Source organism: Sporichthyaceae bacterium (assembly GCA_036269075.1).
Taxonomy (GTDB): Bacteria; Actinomycetota; Actinomycetes; order Sporichthyales; family Sporichthyaceae; genus DASQPJ01.
In genome coordinates, this window is the sequence record DATASX010000117.1 from 17,891 (window position 1) to 32,059 (window position 14,169).

General features: G+C 69.8%; 13 protein-coding genes. 7 read left to right on the forward strand and 6 right to left on the reverse strand.

What is annotated here, in order from left to right; translation table 11 throughout:
• The first annotated feature begins 47 nt into the window (after nucleotides 1-47).
• From VHU88_21210 to rpsD, 5 genes are all read left to right on the forward strand, one after another.
• The gene (locus VHU88_21210; protein HEX3614217.1) at nucleotides 48-923 is read left to right on the forward strand and encodes a hypothetical protein; all 876 of its coding nucleotides are present in this window, start codon (nucleotides 48-50) and stop codon (nucleotides 921-923) included.
• A gap of 153 nt (nucleotides 924-1,076) precedes the next feature.
• Nucleotides 1,077-1,790 (forward strand): pentapeptide repeat-containing protein, encoded by a 714-nt coding sequence (locus tag VHU88_21215; GenBank protein ID HEX3614218.1) that lies wholly within the window; start codon nucleotides 1,077-1,079, stop codon nucleotides 1,788-1,790.
• A gap of 210 nt (nucleotides 1,791-2,000) precedes the next feature.
• Nucleotides 2,001-2,351, forward strand: a complete 351-nt coding sequence (locus tag VHU88_21220; protein HEX3614219.1) for a hypothetical protein — start codon at nucleotides 2,001-2,003, stop codon at nucleotides 2,349-2,351.
• 182 nt (nucleotides 2,352-2,533) lie between these two features.
• Entirely contained in the window at nucleotides 2,534-3,091 is a 558-nt protein-coding gene (locus VHU88_21225) for a hypothetical protein (GenBank protein HEX3614220.1), read from the forward strand.
• Between the two features lie 257 nt (nucleotides 3,092-3,348).
• Nucleotides 3,349-3,960: a 30S ribosomal protein S4 gene (rpsD, locus tag VHU88_21230; protein HEX3614221.1), complete on the forward strand. Its 612-nt coding sequence runs from the start codon at nucleotides 3,349-3,351 to the stop codon at nucleotides 3,958-3,960.
• 67 nt (nucleotides 3,961-4,027) lie between these two features.
• Here the strand turns inward: rpsD and VHU88_21235 are convergent, their stop codons facing one another.
• Complete coding sequence (locus VHU88_21235) at nucleotides 4,028-5,410, reverse strand: FAD-binding protein (protein ID HEX3614222.1); 1,383 nt, start codon at nucleotides 5,408-5,410, stop codon at nucleotides 4,028-4,030.
• A gap of 193 nt (nucleotides 5,411-5,603) precedes the next feature.
• Between VHU88_21235 and asnS the strand changes: the two genes are divergently transcribed.
• Complete coding sequence (asnS, locus tag VHU88_21240) at nucleotides 5,604-7,013, forward strand: asparagine--tRNA ligase (GenBank protein ID HEX3614223.1); 1,410 nt, start codon at nucleotides 5,604-5,606, stop codon at nucleotides 7,011-7,013.
• Nucleotides 7,014-7,126: 113 nt separating this feature from the next.
• On the opposite strand, the gene VHU88_21245 is transcribed toward asnS, so the two are convergent.
• Nucleotides 7,127-7,687: a YbhB/YbcL family Raf kinase inhibitor-like protein gene (locus VHU88_21245; GenBank protein HEX3614224.1), complete on the reverse strand. Its 561-nt coding sequence runs from the start codon at nucleotides 7,685-7,687 to the stop codon at nucleotides 7,127-7,129.
• Between the two features lie 223 nt (nucleotides 7,688-7,910).
• On the opposite strand from VHU88_21245, the gene VHU88_21250 reads away from it, so the two are divergent.
• The gene (locus VHU88_21250; GenBank protein HEX3614225.1) at nucleotides 7,911-8,618 is read left to right on the forward strand and encodes a hypothetical protein; all 708 of its coding nucleotides are present in this window, start codon (nucleotides 7,911-7,913) and stop codon (nucleotides 8,616-8,618) included.
• A 7-nt stretch (nucleotides 8,619-8,625) separates the two neighbouring features.
• Here VHU88_21250 and VHU88_21255 read toward each other — a convergent pair whose 3' ends face one another.
• The 4 genes from VHU88_21255 to lspA form a co-directional block, all read right to left on the reverse strand.
• On the reverse strand, nucleotides 8,626-10,461 hold the full coding sequence (locus VHU88_21255; protein ID HEX3614226.1) for a long-chain fatty acid--CoA ligase: 1,836 nt from the start codon (nucleotides 10,459-10,461) through the stop codon (nucleotides 8,626-8,628).
• Nucleotides 10,462-10,544: 83 nt separating this feature from the next.
• Nucleotides 10,545-12,047 (reverse strand): toluene monooxygenase, encoded by a 1,503-nt coding sequence (locus VHU88_21260; GenBank protein ID HEX3614227.1) that lies wholly within the window; start codon nucleotides 12,045-12,047, stop codon nucleotides 10,545-10,547.
• Nucleotides 12,048-12,432: 385 nt separating this feature from the next.
• On the reverse strand, nucleotides 12,433-13,404 hold the full coding sequence (locus VHU88_21265) for an aldo/keto reductase (GenBank protein ID HEX3614228.1): 972 nt from the start codon (nucleotides 13,402-13,404) through the stop codon (nucleotides 12,433-12,435).
• A gap of 42 nt (nucleotides 13,405-13,446) precedes the next feature.
• A complete protein-coding gene (gene lspA / locus VHU88_21270) occupies nucleotides 13,447-14,001 on the reverse strand; it encodes a signal peptidase II (GenBank protein HEX3614229.1) in 555 nt (184 codons plus the stop codon).
• Between the last annotated feature and the right edge of the window lie 168 nt (nucleotides 14,002-14,169).

Below are 14,169 nucleotides of genomic sequence, written 5' to 3' on the forward strand. Positions count from 1 at the left end.
CAACCGGCTCGGCTGTCGATGCAGCGCCAGCCTGTTCGGGAGACCTCATGCACAGCATCAGCACCAGGGCGACCGTCCACGGACGGCGCCGTAACCTCACCCGCTTCGGCACGGTCGCGGGCTGCGCCATCGTCGGCGCCGGCTTCGCGATTTCCTCCGCGTTCGCCGCGACCAACGTTTCCGTCGACCCGCTGACCAGCTCGCTGACGATCAACGGCGCTCCGGTCACGGTCAAGGTCGAGATCCCCAACCAGACCGCCGACGTGCTCGACCTGAGCGCGCTGACCCTCGCGCCGCTCTGCATGACCGCCACCCCCGGCGCCCCGTCCGGCGCTGCGCCGCTGACCGACGTGTGCGGCACCGCCAGCACGGACTTCAGCATCGGTGCGATCACCGTCGACTCGAGCAGCTTCAACTGTTCCGCCGCCAGCCCGATCTTCAGCGAGGTCCTGCCGCAGGCCACTGCCGGCAACGCGCAGTACACCGTGAACGGCATCAGCATCGGCACCAGCGGTGACTGCATCCTGGACGTCCCCGTTCGGGTCGTGGGCAGCTCCGTGACCCCGGGCACCTACCACTTCGTCGCCGGCGCCGTCGAGGCGGACCCGACGGCCGGCACCACTCTGATCAGCTCCAACGGCCTCAACCCGACCGCGTTCCTGGTGAACGCCGGCCCGACCGTCACCCCGCCGGTCACCCCGCCGGTCACCCCGCCGCACAACTTCACCCCGCCGGCGACTCACTCCGAGCGCCACGAGGCCCACCGCTGCAGCCCGGACTCGCCGAACAACGGCAACGGGAACCTGGGCTACGGCAACAACGGCAACGGCAACGTCGGCAACTGCAACAACGGCAACGGCAACACGGGCGACAACAACAGCGGCAACGGCAACGGCGACCCCCACGAGCGCGGCGACATCTGAGTCACCGTCAGCTCATAACTCCACGTGCGCCGCGGGCCTTCGGGACCGCGGCGCACCGCCGTTCCCGGCCCGCCCGGACGGCGCAACCCGATGGCGGGTTGCGTCCGATTCGTGGATTCATCAGGCAGTCGATGTTTCGAATCGGGAGACCTGATGAACACGGACGATCGCAGCCGTTACCCCGGTGCGGTCACGGCGCAGCCGTGGCCGGCAATCCGGTTGGACGACACGTCGGATCCCTGGGCCCCGGTCCGCAGGCACTGCCGGCCGGTCACCGTAGCCGCAGCGCTGCTGGTGCTGGTCGCCGCCTCGGTCGTACCCGCCCAACCCGCCGGCGCGCTGCCTGCCCTGACCACGCCGACCATGACCACGCAGGCCTCGGCCGGCGGCCCAGTGGGCGTCCACATCAACGACCAGGTGACGCTTTCCGGCGGCACCGTCGCGGTGGGTGGGACCATCACGGTCACGGCCTACGGCCCGGACGACACGGGTTGCACCACGGTGGCCAACACGTCCCCGCCGATCACGGTGACCGCCAACGGCACCTACACCTCGGCTGCGTTCGCACCGACCGTCCCCGGCACCTACTACTTCATCGCCAGTTACAGCGGCGACGCCGTCAACAACGGCCCGAAGGCCGGCACCTGTGGCGACGCGAACGAGTCGGTGGTCATCACCCACCCGCAGAACGGAATCCCCGGCAGCCCGTTCTGCGACGGCCCGGGCACGTTCAGCTCCGGGAGCGGCAACCAGGGCTGGGGCAACCTGGGCCACGGCAACCAGGGCAACTGCAACGTCGGCGACGGCAACCAGGGCGACCAGAACGACGGCGACGGCAGTGTGGTCAACCACCCCGGCGACGACTGACGCCCCGTCACAACAGCGTCGTACCCGTTGCGCCGCGGCTCCTCCGGGGTCGCGGCGCAACTGCGTTCGACGACCCACCCGTTCGGAGCAAGCCTCTGCAAATCGGTCGAAACGCCCACCATGCTCATAACCACCGCGAACCGGCGCAGGCTGACCGCGGCAGACGTCGAACGGCCGTCGGGAACCTCCCGCGGCGGAGGGGATCAGACCATGATCGGCACCTCGCACATCAAGATCCGGGCCTTTGCCGCGCTCGGTGCGCTGCTGATCCCGGCGGCGCTGGCCGTGACCGCCGGCAACAGCCACGCGTCCGACACGGTGCGCTTCTCCCCGGCGGCGGTCACCGCCACGGCGACCCCCAACTGCCCGACCGACTCGCCGAAGGACGGGAACGAGAACAAGAACTACGGCGACCTCGGCAACGAGAACGACGGCTTCTGCGACGTCGGAAACGGAAACACCGACAACAACTCCAACGGCAATGCCAACGGCCCGAACGCGGACACCCCGGCCGAGAACGCCAAGTGCACCGGTTCGACCGAGTACACCGAGACCTGCTGACGACCCCGCCGGAACCGGCCGCGGCCCTTCGGGGGCCGCGGCCGGTTCTGTTTTGCAGGGGGTGCGCCCCGGTTGGGGGTGAGTGGCCCGCCCGAACGCGGCCCTACGATGGCCTGCGACCCTGCGTCGGAATCCGCGCTCCCGCGAGCCGGCGATCCCCGGCGAAGCGGAGCCCCAGTCCCATGAAGTTCTCCGGCACGACCCGGCGCGTGCTGGCCGCGTCGACCGGCGCCCTGGTCCTGGCCGGATGCGGCGGCGGAGGTTCCAGCGCCCCCAGCGACCTCGTGGCAGGCCAGAAGGGCGCTGTCGGCTACTCGGGCCAGCTCAACAGCGTGAAGTCCGCGCCGACCGGGTCACCGGCCGTGGCCGGGATCGCCGAGATGGTCGTGGGCGGCGGCAGGACGAAGCTCTCGATCACCTCCACCGGGTTCGACAACACCGCCGGCTACGCCGCCTACGTGGACACCGACGCCTGCTCCGCGGCCGACCCGGGCGGCGGCCACTTCAAGTTCGACGCAGCCGGCCCGGATGCCGTGCCCAACGTGATCCGCGTCGACCTGGTGTTCGAGGTCAACTCGAAGGGCGTAAAGCAGGTCGCCGTCGACTCCGAGAAGACCTTCACCGGGGCCGCCGGGCCGGCCGCCAAGTCCGTGGTCATCTACCTCGTCCGGCAGCCGCGCTTCCACGAGGACCAGCCGAACCCGCCGAAGATCGCCTGCGCCGACCTCAAGCCGGAGTGAACCAGCGCTGCTCCCACGTCCGGGGGCACCCGGATTGCGCGCTCGGGCCATCGGTGGTCTAGGCTGACCTCCGCCAGACCCGCACCGTGCAGGCGCCGCGAGCGCCGAGGGAGTGCAGCCCGTCGGACGTAGGTGCCGACGGAGGCCAACCGCAGGAAGCAAGTGAACCTGCGGGGAACAGGCCGCCGCTGCACTGCTATCCATGCCCGCAGCCCGCGTACAGACCTTTCAGACACCAGCATCAGACGGAGTAGTACGTGGCGAACAATTCGCGTCCCAAAGCCAAGAAGTCCCGCGCGCTGGGCATCCCGCTGACCCCGAAGTGCGTCAAGTACTTCGAGGCGCGTCCCTACCCGCCGGGCCAGCACGGCCGCGGTCGCAAGCAGACTTCCGACTACAAGGTCCGGTTGCTGGAGAAGCAGCGGCTGCGCGCCCAGTACGACATCAGCGAGACCCAGCTGCGTCGCGCCTTCGAGCACGCCCACGCCCACACCGGCAAGACCGGTGAGGTGCTGCTGGCCGACCTCGAGACCCGCCTGGACGCCCTGGTGCTGCGCTCCGGTCTGGCCCGCACGATCTACCAGGCCCGGCAGATGGTCACCCACCAGCACCTCGAGGTGAACGGCGCCCGCGTCGACCGGCCGTCCTTCCGCGTGCAGCCGGGCGACGTCGTGGCCGTCGCCGACCGTAGCCGCACCAAGAAGAACTTCCTCGTCGCCGCCGCCGGTGCCAACGCCGCCGAGGTCATCCCGCCGTACCTGCAGGTCAACCACGGCGATCTGAAGTTCCGCCTGGAGCGCCCGCCGGTCCGCACTGAGATCCCGGTGATCTGCGACGAGCAGCTGGTCGTCGAGTACTACTCCCGCTGACACAGCCCGAAGGGGGTGGTGCGCCGCGGGGCGCACCACCCCCTTCGTCGTTCCGGGAGTTCGGACCTCAGCCGGCTCGACGCTGCTTGCGCTCCGCCCGACGCTCGACCCGGGTGCCCTTGCGCTCGACCCGGCTGTCACGGCGCGCGTCGCGCTTGCCCACCCGCCGCGACTTCGCCACCGCGTTCGCGAGCCGGACCTGGGCCATCCCACCGGACGGGGTCATGCCCCAGTTCATCGCCAGCAGCAGGTTGACGACCTCGTTGTCCTCCTCCGCGGCCGCCAGTACGGCGTGCATCGTGGTCTCGTCGAAGGCCTTGGCCTCCGCGGCGCCGATCTCCGGGTAGGCCCAGGAGGCCCCGAGCGCACTGCGCCAGGCGTGGTCGACGGCGGACGTCCCGAGGGTGAAGTACCGAGCGGCCACCTCCTCGTCGCTGTCGAGAACGACCGACCGGAGCACGGCTGCCTGCACCGTCGCGAGCATCAGGCCGTGGTTGTGGGCCGGGTTGGGACTGCACCAGGCATCGCCGATCGCGACCAGGCCCTTGGGCAACCCTTCGGCCGTCTCCCAGCGGCGGCGGACGATCTCCGGCACGTGCGTGGTCACGGTGTCGACACCCAACGAGGCGGTCTCGACAATCTTCATCGCCTCGCCGGGTAGCAGGTCGGCGGCTACGGCGAGCAAGCCGGCGCGGTCGATCGGCGGATGCGCGCCGCGGTAGCCGAAGACCGACAGGACCCACCGGTCGCCGTCCACCAGACCAAGCCCGACGCCCGAGAGACGCCCCGGGTGCGGGTCGGTGAAGTACAGAAGCGCCGAGTCCGACTGCTCCTCGGGCCGGTCCAGGGTCAGCGAGGTGAACCGCAGGTCCACGGGAACGCGTTCGATCGCCGGGGCCAGACGACCGGCCGCCGCCAGGAACTGTGCGCACGCCCCGGCGGAGCCCGAGGCGTCGATGACCAGGTCCGCGGTGATCGACTCGTTGCCCCACCAGGACTCGGTCTGCACACCGGTCAGCCGGTCGCCGACGCCGGTGAGCCCGACGGCCCGGAACCGGTCCCGGATCTCGACGTTGCCCGGCAGCCGCGCCGCGACGTGGTCGGCCAGGGTTGCGGTCGTGGGTCGGTACAGCGGCCCGCACAGCGCGCCGGAGCGGCACATGACGTGGCCGAACATCTCCAGGTGCAGCTCGTCGAGGTTGCGCAGCACGGGGACCCCGGCGTCCCGCAGCCCCTCGGCGAACCCGGCCGCAAGGACCTCCAACGCCGCGATGCCCGGCGGCTGGAGCAACTCGAGGTGCCCGGCGTCCGGCCGCGGCCGCCCGAGCGCAACCGGCTCACGCGGCTCGGCGTCCAACACCGTCACCTGTTCGTAGGCGTCGGCCACAGCAAGGGCCGCCGTCAAGCCGGCCAGTCCCGAACCCACCACAACTGCGTGCGCGCGCGCCAAAGTAGGCCTCCCCAGATCTCCCCCGGGACGCCCACGCCCCGACGGTCATTTCCCCTCAGGCCACTGTGCTTCGGGAGGGGGCGCGGAACCAGTGCGCTTTGTCATCGACCCGGGTCATCGCCCCGACCCGACGCGTTCGTGGCACTGCGCCCGCAGCGTCCGGTCCCGCGACCCCCGCAATAGGCTGCTTGTCGTGAGCGTGCTGCAAATCTCCGAGGTGCTGCGCGGCGACGCCGCGATCGGTTCCACCGTGACCGTCCAGGGTTGGATCCGGACCCGCCGCGACGCCAAGGCGGGGCTGTCCTTCCTGGCCGTCCACGACGGGTCCTGCTTCGCGACCTTGCAGGTGGTGGCCCGCCCGGAGTTGCCCAACTACGCCGACGAGGTGACCCGGCTGACCACCGGTTGCTCGGTGGTGGTGACCGGCACGGTCGCGGAGTCCAAGGGCAAGGGGCAGAGCGTCGAAATCGACGCCACGTCAGTTTCCGTGCTGGGCTGGGTCGACGACCCGGACACCTATCCGGCCGCGGCCAAGCAGCACACGTTCGAGTACCTGCGCGAGATCGCCCACCTGCGGGCCCGCACCAACACCTTCGGCGCGGTGACCCGGGTGCGGCACTGCCTTTCGATGGCGGTGCACCGGTTCTTCAACGACCACGGCTTCTTCTGGATCCACACCCCGATCATCACCGCCAACGACGCCGAGGGCGCCGGGGCGATGTTCCGGGTGTCCACCCTCGACCTGGCCAACCTGCCGCGCACGCCGGAGGGCAAGGTCGACTTCGCCGAGGACTTCTTCGGCCGCGAGGCACATCTGACGGTCTCCGGGCAGTTGAACGTCGAGACGTACTGCCTGGCGATGAGCCGGGTCTACACGTTCGGCCCGACGTTCCGAGCCGAGAACTCCAACACCGCAAGGCATCTGGCCGAGTTCTGGATGATCGAGCCGGAGATCGCGTTCGCCGACCTGGCCGCGGATGCCGACCTGGCCGAGGCGTTCCTGAAGTACCTGTTCCGTGCGGTGCTCGACGAACGTGGCGACGACCTGGCGTTCTTCGCCGAGCGGATCGACCCGTCCTGCATCAGCAGGCTGGAGTCCTTCGTGGAGTCCAGCTTCGAACGGATGGACTACACCGACGCGATCGCCGCGCTGCAGAAAGCCGACGCGGGCGGGCGGAAGTTCGAGTTCCCGATTTCGTGGGGTACCGACCTGCAGTCCGAGCACGAGCGGTACCTGACCGAGGAACTCATCGGCCGCCCGGTCGTGATCATGAACTACCCGCGCGACATCAAGGCGTTCTACATGCGCGCCAACGACGATGGCCGGACCGTGGCCGCGATGGACGTGCTCGCTCCCGGGATCGGCGAGATCATCGGCGGCTCGCAGCGCGAGGAACGCCTCGACGTTCTCGACGCCCGGCTGGACGAGATGGGGCTGAACCGCGACGACTACTGGTGGTACCGCGATCTGCGGCGCTACGGCACCGTCCCGCACGCCGGATTCGGGCTGGGCTTCGAACGGACGATGGTCTACGCGACCGGCATGGCGAACGTCCGCGACGTGATCCCGTTCCCCCGGACCCCACGCAACGCCGACTTCTGACGGCGCGTCACATCTAGACCAGCGCGGCGTGCCCTCTCATCTTCTGGCGTGTCCCGCGCCCTTCGCGAGCCGGGAAGGGCGCGGGACACGCCAGAAGATGGAGCGTGTGGGCGCTACTGCTGGGCGGCGGCGACCGTGCCGATCAGGGTCGCGCCGGCGATGGCCTGCTTGCGGATCTGGACCTCGGTGTCGGCCGGCGTCCCGCCGGTGACGGCGCCGCGGTCGGCGTAGAGCATGAAGTGGTAGTGGTGGATGCCCGTGCCGTCCGGCGGGCACGGCCCCTTCCAACCGACCTTGCCGGCGCTGTTGGTCTGCTCGTGCGCCCCGGCGGGCAGGTCGCCGCCGGAGATGGTGCCGGACCGGGCGGCCGGTATCCCGTAGACCATCCAGTGCGTGAACGGGCCGTTGACGGCGTCCGGGTCGATCACGACGATCGCGATCGAGTTCGCCGCCGCGGGCACCCCGGACCACTTCAGGGTCGGCCGATCGCCGGCGCCCTTGCAGGTGAAGCGGGTCGGGATCGGGCCGCCGGCCGCGAAGTCCGGACTGGCCAACCGCGGGGCGCCCGAGGCCACCGCGGGCGCCGCGGCGGCGAAAACCGGACCGGATCCAGCGCCGGTCGTGGCGACCAGCACGGACAACGAGACGAGGCTGACGCGCAACGGCAGGGCCATGTCGCGATTGTCCTGCTACCACAGCGCCTGTTCAACCGGTCCCGGGCGTCCGGAGGATGGCCGGATAGGACGTTCGGCCGGTTCGGCGCCATTCCCCCACGCCGCTCCCGCCGGATCGGCCAACATCTGGACAAAGGGCGGCAGTAATCGGCGCGACGCGGTCGCGCACCGGGGGGTGCGGGCGGCCGGTCGGCCCGTTTACGGATTCGGCGGGGGCACTGGGATGAACGTCAAGGAACTGCGGAAGGCGTACGCCACCCTGGGGTTGGACGAGGACGCGACGTTGGATCAGGCGCGCGACGCCTATCTGACCTGGGTGTGCCTCATCGACCACGACTCCGAGAAACCTGCCGCCGATCCCAAGGCCGGCCCGGATTTGATGCACCACGAGCTCGACCTGGCCTGGCACGCGATCGAGCAGGCCCACGAGCACGGCGTGCTGTTCCCACGCCGGCCGCGGGGCTGTGAACGCTGCGCGGGCCTGCCGGCGGTGCGGGTCACCCTGCACGCCGTCGACCCGGGCGGTTTCCGACCCCGCACCCGGACGGTGGCCGCCCGGCTGTGCCGCGACTGCGGGCTGGAGACCGCCCGACAGGTTCAGCGCGAGACGATGCGTCGGGGCTGGTGGGGCGTGCTGGCGCCGTTCGCCAATCTCCGCGCGATCAGCCGGAACAGCACCGAGCGTGCGTTCCTGCGCCGCGTCGACCGGCCGGGGCACGGCAAGCACCGCAAGCCGAACGACGCGCTGCCCACGGTGCCCTGGTACCGCCGCCGCGACGTGACACTCGGCCGCGGCCTGCCGCTGCTGGCGGGCCTGGCCGCACTGGCCCTGATCCTCGGGATCACGCTGCCGAACGGTTCCACCTCGGTCTCGCAGCCGCAGACGTCGGCCGGCACCTCGTCGAGCAGCGGCGCGACCGCCGGCCAGTGAGCCGCGCTCAGACCGTTTCGATCGCACCGGCGTAGAAGCCGTCGAGTACGTCGGCGTACTTGGTCTCGACGAACTTGCGCCGCACCTTCATGCTCGCGGTCAGCTCGCCGGCCTCGACCGTGAAGTCGGCCGGCAGGATCGCGAAGTCCTTGATCGTGGAGTAGCTCGGCAACTCGGCGTTGACCGAACGGATCGCCTTGTCGACCTCGGCGCGCAGGTCGGAATCGGCTGCGAGCACGGCCAGGTCCTCCGGCTTGCCGGTCGCCTTGGCCCAGCCCTTGGCCACGTCCGGGTCGAGGGTGATCAGGGCGACGCAGAAGTTCCGGCGTTCCCCGTGCACCACCACGTTGGCGACGTAGGGGCAGGCGGCCTTGATGCGGCCCTCGATCGGCGCGGGCGCGACGTACTTGCCACCCGAGGTTTTGATCAGTTCCTTCTTGCGGTCGGTGATCCGCAGCCGGCCGACCTCATCGAGTTCCCCGATGTCGCCGGTGGCGAGCCAGCCGCCGGGCAGCAACGTCGCCGCGGTCTCCGCAGGCATGCCGTGATAGCCGCGCATCACCCCGCGGCTGCGGAACTGGACCTCGCCGTCCTCGGCGATGCGCACCTCGGTGCCCGGCAGCGGCGGGCCGACGGTACCGAAGCGCACCGAGGCCGGACGGTTCACGAAGCTGGCCGCAGCCGACTCGGTCAGGCCGTAGCCCTCCAGGATCGGCATCCCGGCCCCGTCGAAGAACTCCGCGATCTGCGGTGACAGCGGCGCCGAACCGGAGATGAACGTGCGGATCCGGCCCCCGAACCGGTTGCGGATCTTCGCGAACACCAGCCGGTCGGCGACCAGCAACTGCGCCTGCAGCAACGGCGACGGGGACCGGCCCTGTTGGCGCGCCTGGCTGGCGGCCAGGCCCAACCCGCGGGCCCAGGTGAACAACTGGAGCTTGATGCCGCCCTCGTTGCGGACCGTGGCGACGATCGTGTTGTGGATCTTCTCGAACACCCGGGGGGCCGCGGCCATCACGGTCGGGCGGATCTCGGCGAGGTTGGCCGCGATCCGGTCCACGCTGCCGTCGATGACGCTGGCGGTGCCATTGGCGATCATCACGACCTCGAGCGCCTTGCCGAACACGTGGGCCATCGGCAGCCAGAGGAAGTGCAGATCGTCGGGACGGGCGAGGTCCAGCGCGCGGGAGGCCTCGCCGACGTAGACCCAGTTGTCGTGGGTGAGCTCGACGCCCTTGGGGGTGCCGGTGGTCCCGGAGGTGTAGACGAGCGTCGCCAAGCGGTCGGCGGCGATGCCGGCCACCCGCTGCAGGTAGCGCTCCTCGGTCGCCTCCGGGGACTTCGCACCGCTTGCCCGGACGTCCTCGAGGCGGAGGACCCAGTCGCCGTCGGCACTGTTCACATCGGAATTGGCCTCGACCACGATCACGTTGCGGACGGTCGGGATCTTTTCTCGTACCGAGCGCAGCTTCTCGACCTGGGCGTCGTTCTCGGCGATGACGATCAGCGAGGCCGAGTCGGCGATGACGTAGGCGCACTCGTCAGCGGTGTTCGACGGGTAGATCGTGGTCGTCGCGCCACCGGCGGCGAGGATGGCCAGATCGGCGAGGATCCACTCCCAACTGGTGCCGGCCAGGATCGCGACCCGGGTCTCGGCCTCGACGCCCAACCCGATCAGCCCGGCGGCCAGGTTGCGGACCTGCTCGGTGGTCTGGGCCCAGGTCAGGCTGGTCCAACCGGCGCCGGCGCGGTACTTGAACGCGAGCGAGGACGGGGTGGCCGTCGTCCGTTCGACGAGCAGTCCGGGGATGGAGACGGGCGCGGGAGCCTGCGTAGTCGTCACGCTCCAACCCTAATCACGGGCGCCGAACGGGCGGGAGCCCCGACCGGATCGGTCGGGGCTCCCGTTCGTTGCGCGGTGCTGCGTCAGCTTGGGCTGGTGGCGTAGTCCGCCGCCCAGGCCATGCCGTAGGCGTCGTCGCCCATCTCGTCCGACCCCAGGCCCATGTAGTCGAACAGGCCGGTGAGGTCCGGCGGCTGAACCTCGCCACCGAGCAGGCGCTGGACGATCGTCTTCTGGTGGATGATCGCGTTGCGGTCCTCCCACCAGATCCGCCGGCACGGGTCGGAGCAGAACCAGTAGCTGTAGCCGTTGTGGACCAGCTTGTAGCCCGGGACGGCCGGGTACTTCTGCGAGTAGACCGAGGTCGAGGTCATCAGCGGGAGCTGGCACATGTTGCACTCCCACGGCAGGGCGCCGGGCAGCGTGAGGTCGGGACGACCGTCGTTGATGTTGTGGATGATGACGTCCCAGTGCTTGCCGAACGAGTCGTCGAAGTGCGGGTACTTCTCGTTCAGCCACTCCCGCTCGGCCTTGCCGACACCGCCAGGCGGATTCCAGAACAGGGTCCAGCGGTAGAACCACGTGCCCAGGTGCAGAGAGTGGTGCGCGTGGTCGAGGCCGTCGACGAACTCGTCCCAGAACCAGGGCTTGTCCAGGCCGTAGTCCTCCAGCGAGGTGATGAACTGCTCGCCGATCCACTCCTCCATGAACTCCTTGTAGGACTGCTCGCGACCCTCCAGCGGGGTGTAGTAGTCCATCGAGGGGCCCGTGGCGATCGCGAAGATCCGGCTGGACAGCCAGAACGAGCGGTCGATGATCCACTGGGCGTGTTCCTTGCGGTTGTTCTCCAGCAGGATCTCCAGGGTCGGGGCGCCCTGCTGGGCATGCCGGGCCTCGTCGGTCTGGATCGAGCTGATCATGTTGGCGAAGTTGACGTCGCCGGAGTCCAGGGCGTTGGCGGCCAGCGCCACGAACTGCAGGTTCGAGAAGCCGGTCTCGAAGGTGAACGGCAGACCGAGGGCGACGTCCACGGCCGAGGTGCAGGTCATGAAGCCGTCGAACAGCGCACGGCAGGCGATGATCACCCAGTTGTTGGTCTGGTAGCTCTTGACGGCCCAGTCGTAGTGGATGTCCTTCGGCACGAACTCGTGGGAGAACCAGAGGTTGATCTGGGCGTGCCGCATCTCGTCCATCGCGCCGAAGACGGCCATGTTCCGCCAGCCGCCGGTCAGGCCGAAACGAGCCATCTTGAGCTCGGCCGGGACCGCGAGGTACTCGATCTGGGTCAACGCGGTGAAGTGAACCTTGGCGTTGGTCTTCCAGCCCTCGGGCAGGTTGTCGTAGATCTCCGAGCGCTGCAGGGCGGCCTTGACCGAGTAGGCGGCAGCGTCCTTCTCCCGCTGGGTACCGACGTACTCGGCGTAGGAGTTGCGGTAGTCCTCGCGCCACTTGGCCCAGGTACCCGGGTCGCTGTCCTCGCCGCCGGCCATCCAGTCGGGGAACACGGTCTGGTGGTCGACGTAGGTGAAGTCCCAGTCCGTGAGCCGAGTGATGTCGTGCCATTCCTCGCGCTTGAGGATCGTCACGCCGAATTCCTCCATCCACCGGGAGATCCCGGTGCTAGCTGTTGCGTCGCAGCCTGTTCTACGGGTGTTCGAAAAGGCCTGCAGCGGCGCGACCGGGTGGACGGGGCGCTTTCTTTCGTCCCGTCAGGACGAATGAACTCGCTCCCCCAAGCCGCGCGCAGCCCCCGCCACCAGCCTGCCGCCGGGCCTCGGTCGGATGTAATCGCAGGTCAGGGGCAACGTACCGAGCGCCGCGACGGGTTCGGGCAGCGGCCCGGACTCGCCAGAAAATGGCGCGAACACGTTCGCCGGAAACCGGCCGGAACCGCATGGCCTCGGTCACATCCCGGCCCCGGGACGCGTGTTCCGGGGCCGGGAAGGGCCGATCTGGTCCTGTCAGGACAGGTCAGTAGCGGGATCCGACCGGGGCGGGCAGCTCGTCGAGGCGCTTGTGGAGGTGGTCCGGCAGCACGACGTTCGCCGCCGCAGTGTTCTCCAGCACCCGCTCCCGGCGCCGGGTGCCCGGGATGGGCACGATCGCCGGGGAGGTGGCCAGCGTCCAGGCCAGGGCCACCTGCGCGGGTGTGGCGCCCAGCTCCGTGGCCACCGCACGGACCTCGTCCACCAGCCGTTGGTTACCGGCCCGGGCCTCGTCGGTGAAGCGCGGGTTGCGGGCGCGGAAGTCCTTGGGCTCGAACTTCATCTCGGCGCTGATCGCGCCGGTGAGGAAACCGCGGCCGAGCGGGGCGAACGGGATGAGCGTCGCCCCGTTGGCCTCGCACCAGGCCAGCACACCGTTCTCCAGCACGTCGCGGGTCCAGAGCGAGAACTCCGACTGCACGGAGGCCACCGGGTGGACGCAGTGGGCTCGGGCGCACTCCTGCGCGGTGGCTTCGGACAGCCCGATTGCGCGCACGAGGCCGCGCTGCACCAGCTCGGCCATCGCGCCCCAGGTCTCCTCGATCGGGACGTTCGGGTCGACGCGGTGCAGCTGGTACAGGTCGACCGAGTCGGTCTGCAGCCGACGGAGTGAGTCCTCCAGCTGGGTCGCGACGTTCTCCGGCCGGCCGTCCTTGATGAACTCGAAGGTCTTCACGTCGACGTACAGGCCCAGCTTCGTGGCCAGCACGACCCGGTCGCGGCGGCCGGCCAGTGCCCGGCCGACCAGATCCTCGTTGTGGTGCGGGCCGTAGGCCGGCGCGGTGTCGATGAGCGTGACGCCCGCGTCGATCGCGGCGTGGATGGTGGCGATGGCGGCGGTGTCGTCCTTCTGGGACGGGTCGTAGGCCCAGGACATGCTCATGCAGCCGAGGCCGACCGCGCCGACGTTCAGGCCGCTGCTGCCCAGGGAACGGGTGGGGATCCGGTCGTCAGTCATGAGCCCTTCTTACCCGGCTCGCCCGACCGCGTGCACCGGGGCTCAGTAGGAGCGGCGGCCCTCGAGCGGGATGTTCTTCATCGCGAGCACCACGACGATCCCCCCGGCCACGCAGAATGCGCTGTCGGCGACGTTGAACACCGGCCAGTGGGTGATGTGCAGGAAGTCGACGACGTGCCCGCGGCCGAAGCCCGGGGCGCGGAACAGGCGGTCGGTCAGGTTGCCCAGAGCCCCGCCGAGCACCAGGCCGAACACCAGCGCCCACCACGTGCTGCCGAGTCGTGCCGCGGTGCGCAGGATCGCGACGATCACCGCGACGCTGACCGCCGAGAACACGATCGTCATGCCGACGCCGAGACCGAACGCGGCCCCGGGGTTGCGGACCAACTCGAGGTTGAACGCCGACCCGAACACGTCGACCGGATGCTTTCGCCCGGCCAACTGGTGGACCGCGACGATCTTCGTGACCAGGTCGGTCGCGTAGGTCAGCACCGCCGCGAGAACCAGCACCACCAGACGGCCGCGCCGGATCCGCAGGGCAACCCCCCGCGAGGTACGAGTCGCCAGGTGCGGTGATTCGTCGTCGAGATCGGTCATTTCTCCAACTGTTCCTCGGCGCCGGGGCCAGGGTCTCACGGTGCTGGTGTTCGCTTGCGCTCCTCGCTCGTGTTCCCTTCGGTCAACAGGCTTCAATCGGCTCGGCACCTGCGATGGCTCGCGAGCTCGCTCTCACGCTGCGCTCGCCTCACTCGCCTGTTCCTCGCT

What these genes read in the sequence shown, in the direction of transcription:
- VHU88_21250 (HEX3614225.1), top strand. Translation starts at nt 7,911, where the DNA reads ATGAACGTCAAGGAACTGCGGAAGGCGTACGCCACCCTGGGGTTGGAC.
- VHU88_21215 (HEX3614218.1), top strand. Translation starts at nt 1,077, where the DNA reads ATGAACACGGACGATCGCAGCCGTTACCCCGGTGCGGTCACGGCGCAG.
- VHU88_21210 (HEX3614217.1), top strand. Translation starts at nt 48, where the DNA reads ATGCACAGCATCAGCACCAGGGCGACCGTCCACGGACGGCGCCGTAAC.
- VHU88_21225 (HEX3614220.1), top strand. Translation starts at nt 2,534, where the DNA reads ATGAAGTTCTCCGGCACGACCCGGCGCGTGCTGGCCGCGTCGACCGGC.
- VHU88_21245 (HEX3614224.1), bottom strand. Translation starts at nt 7,687, where the DNA reads ATGGCCCTGCCGTTGCGCGTCAGCCTCGTCTCGTTGTCCGTGCTGGTC.
- lspA (HEX3614229.1), bottom strand. Translation starts at nt 14,001, where the DNA reads ATGACCGATCTCGACGACGAATCACCGCACCTGGCGACTCGTACCTCG.
- VHU88_21265 (HEX3614228.1), bottom strand. Translation starts at nt 13,404, where the DNA reads ATGACTGACGACCGGATCCCCACCCGTTCCCTGGGCAGCAGCGGCCTG.
- VHU88_21220 (HEX3614219.1), top strand. Translation starts at nt 2,001, where the DNA reads ATGATCGGCACCTCGCACATCAAGATCCGGGCCTTTGCCGCGCTCGGT.